Genomic DNA, 2,441 nt, shown 5'->3' with positions numbered 1-2,441 from the left:
GACGTGTGTGTGGGGGGCGCGCCGGGGGCCCCCGGGTTACGCGGCGGGCGCCGGCGGGGCGGCCGTGGCCGCCGCGCTCCCCGGCGCCGTCGGCGACGCCGCCGGGATCGAGCTGCTCTCGTACGTGGAACACCTCGACCTGCCCGATCCGGACCGGGTGCTCGCCGACCCGGACGCCTTCGCCCTGCCCGAACGCGGCGACCGGCAGCTGGCCTTCCTGATCGCCGTCGTCGCGGCCGTCCAGGGCGAGCTCACCCGCCCCCGCTGGGAGGCCGGCTGGGCGGTCCTCGCCAAGGCCGTGGAGGCGGGCGTGCCCGACGTGGCCGCGCGCGCGGCGGCCGACCTGGCCGCCATGCGCGACCTCGACTGGCCCGTGCCCGCCGGGATCGACGCGTTCGTCGAACTCCTCCGGCTCTCCGGCGCCCTGCCGGGCGGCGGCTGACCGGCCGGTGACGGTGCCCATGGACGGTGCGGCGGCGGACGGCCGGACGACGGGCGGGGCGCCCGCCCACGTCCGCCTGGACCGGGCCAGGCTGTTGGCCGCGCGTTACAAGGCGGCCGAGTCCCGGCCGTACTTCGCCTCCGCCCTCTACGCGCTCACCGTGGTCCCCTCGGACGGGGTCCCGACGATGGGCGTCGACCGGTACTGGCGCTGCTACGTCTCGCCCGCCTTCGTCGACGCGACGCCGGTGGCGGAACTGGCCGGGGTGTGGATCCACGAGGTGGCGCACCTGCTGCGCGACCACCACGCCCGGGCCGGCCGGCTCCCGGCCCCGGAGCAGCGCGACCCGGTCCGCGTCAACATCGCCCAGGACTGCGAGATCAACGACGACCTCCTCGCCGACGGGCTGGCGCTGCCCGAGGGCCGGATGGAGCCCAGACTGTTCGGCCTGGCCACCGGCGGGACGTTCGAGGCGTACCTGCCCGCGATCCCGGCCACCCCGCACGCGCCCGACTGCGGCTCGGGAGCCCACGGCACGGCGGCGCCCTGGGAGCTCGAAGGGTCCGCCGGTCCCGCCCGGATCGGCCCCGTCGAGGCGGAGGCGCTGCGCCGGCAGACCGCCCAGGCCATGCGCGCCCACCAGCGCACCCGCGGCCGGCTCCCGGCCGGCTGGCAGCGCTGGGCGCAGGAGCTGCTGGAGCCGACCGTCGACTGGCGCCGCGCGCTGTCCGGGGCGGTCCGGGAAGCCGCCGCCTGGGCGGGCGGCGCGGTGGACTACACGTACCGGCGGCCCTCGCGCCGCACTCCCGCGCTCGGCGGCCGGGTGGTGCTGCCGAGCCTGCGCCGGCCGCTGCCCCGGGTCGCGATCGTCGTCGACACCTCGGGGTCGATGGGCGAGGAGGAGCTCGCCGCCGCGCTCGGCGAGGTCACCGGAGTCCTGCGGGAGGTGGGCGTCCGGGGCAACCGGGTCGCCGTCCTGGCCTGCGACGCGGACGTGCACACGGTGTCCCGGGTGACCAGCGTCGAGCAGGTGACCCTGGCCGGGGGCGGCGGCACGGACATGCGCGTCGGCATCCGCGCCGCGCTGGCGGCGGCGGAGCGGCCGAACATCGTCGTCGTCCTGACCGACGGGTACACGCCGTGGCCGGACGAGACCCCGTCCTGCCGGCTGATCGCCGCGCTGATCGGGGCCGACGCGCCGCAGCCGCCGGCCTGGGTGGAGACCGTCCGCGTGCTGCCCGGATCCTGAGGGAACCGGCCCAACTGGCCGGGAACGTACGCTCGTCCGGACCGGCGGGCCCCCCGCATGACAGCATGGCCGGGCAACACCCGGAAAGCGGAGGGGGAGTTCGGTGAGCACTTCGACGAGCGGAGTACGCAAGAGCCTGGCCAAGGTGGAGATCGCACTGCGGTGGGATCCGAGCCCCGCGGGCACGCCCGCCCACGATCTGGACATCATCGCGGCGGTCTACGGCGCCGCGGAACCGCACGGGGAGCCCGTCCACCTCGTGCACTTCGGCAGTCGGTCGCCCGACGGCACCATCACCTTGAACCGCGACAGCCACACCGGCCAGGGCTTCGGCTTCGACGAGGTGATGACGGTCGAACTGAACCGGATGGCGTCCGGGCTGGGGCGCGTGGTGGTGGGCGTGGTCATCCAGGAGACCGGACCGCGGGGCGCCCGTACGAAGACCTTCGCGGCCATAGGCGGTACGGGGATCCGGATCCGCGAGGGCTACACCGATCTCGCGGTGAGCGATTTCGCGGAGGTCCCGGCCGCCACGGCGGCCGTCGTCGCGGAGTTCACCCGCGACGCGGCGGGGGTGTGGTCGCTGGACGCCTCCGTACGGGGCTTCGACGCCGACCCGGACGAGTTCACCCGCGCCATGGGCGCCCCGCGCGGCTGAGGCGGCGCCGGGCGGTCCTCCGGCCGCACAGACCGGGCGTTGGTCACTCCATCGAGCTGTCTCTTATACAACTCTCAGATCCCACGAGACCC

2 protein-coding genes and 1 pseudogene are annotated in these 2,441 nt (G+C 76.0%); all 3 read left to right on the top strand.

Annotated features, from left to right (window positions below; all coding sequences use genetic code 11):
* Positions 1-442: pseudogene (locus tag ACFXA3_RS37080) on the top strand (AAA family ATPase); the annotation flags it as partial.
* Between the two features lie 19 nt (positions 443-461).
* Positions 462-1,691: a VWA-like domain-containing protein gene (locus tag ACFXA3_RS37075; protein ID WP_385194688.1), complete on the top strand. Its 1,230-nt coding sequence runs from the start codon at positions 462-464 to the stop codon at positions 1,689-1,691.
* Between the two features lie 103 nt (positions 1,692-1,794).
* Entirely contained in the window at positions 1,795-2,349 is a 555-nt protein-coding gene (locus tag ACFXA3_RS37070) for a TerD family protein (RefSeq protein ID WP_385194686.1), read from the top strand.
* The last annotated feature ends 92 nt before the right edge of the window (positions 2,350-2,441 follow it).

The sequence above is a fragment of the Streptomyces sp. NPDC059456 genome (assembly GCF_042750055.1).
Classification (GTDB): domain Bacteria; phylum Actinomycetota; class Actinomycetes; order Streptomycetales; family Streptomycetaceae; genus Streptomyces.
This window is presented reverse-complemented; position numbering and strand designations above follow the sequence as displayed.